Here is a 695-nt window from a genome sequence, read left to right as displayed (position 1 = left end):
GTCCTGCAGCGCTACCACGGCCAGCCGGTCGAGGTGCCCGCCTCGCGCTATCGCGACCACATCGCCTGGCTGCAGACCCACGATGTCGCCGCCAGCGAGTCGTTCTGGCGCGAGCGGCTGCAAGCGCTCGACGAGCCTACCCGGCTGGCCTCGGCACTTCCCGCACCGGATGCCGGCACCGGTCACGCGACGTGCCGCACCAGCCTCGATGCCGACGCCCTCGCCCGCCTCCAGCGCAGCGCCGCCAGCCAGCATCTGACGCTGAACACGCTGTTGCAGGCGGCCTGGGTCATCGTGCTGCAGCGCTATACCGGTCGGCGTGCCGTCGCCTTCGGCGCGACCGTGGCCGGTCGGCCGGCGGCCTTGCCGGGCGCCGAGGCGATGCTCGGCCTGTTCATCAATACCTTGCCGGTGATCCAGGCCCCGTCGCCGGACCAGGCCGTCGCCGACTGGCTGCAGGCGCTGCAAGCCGAGAACCTGGCGCTGCGCGAGCACGAACACGTGCCGCTGTACGAGATCCAGCGCTGGGCCGGCCAAGGCGGGCAGGCGCTGTTCGACTCGATCCTGGTGTTCGAGAACTACCCGGTCGATGCGGCACTGCGCCAGCGCGAGCAGAACGGCCTGAAGCTCGGCGAGGTCAGCCATGCGGCGACTACCAACTATCCGCTGACGCTGGTGATCTCGGCCGGTGCCAC

At 70.8% G+C, this 695-nt stretch carries 1 protein-coding gene; it reads left to right on the top strand.

The features are described 5' to 3' along the window. Positions 1-695, top strand: a 695-nt coding sequence (locus F1599_RS22075) for a condensation domain-containing protein (RefSeq protein ID WP_223819815.1), incomplete at both ends; no start/stop codon positions are given.

Origin of the sequence: Cupriavidus cauae (assembly GCF_008632125.1) — a bacterium.
GTDB lineage: Bacteria > Pseudomonadota > Gammaproteobacteria > Burkholderiales > Burkholderiaceae > Cupriavidus > Cupriavidus cauae.
This window is presented reverse-complemented; position numbering and strand designations above follow the sequence as displayed.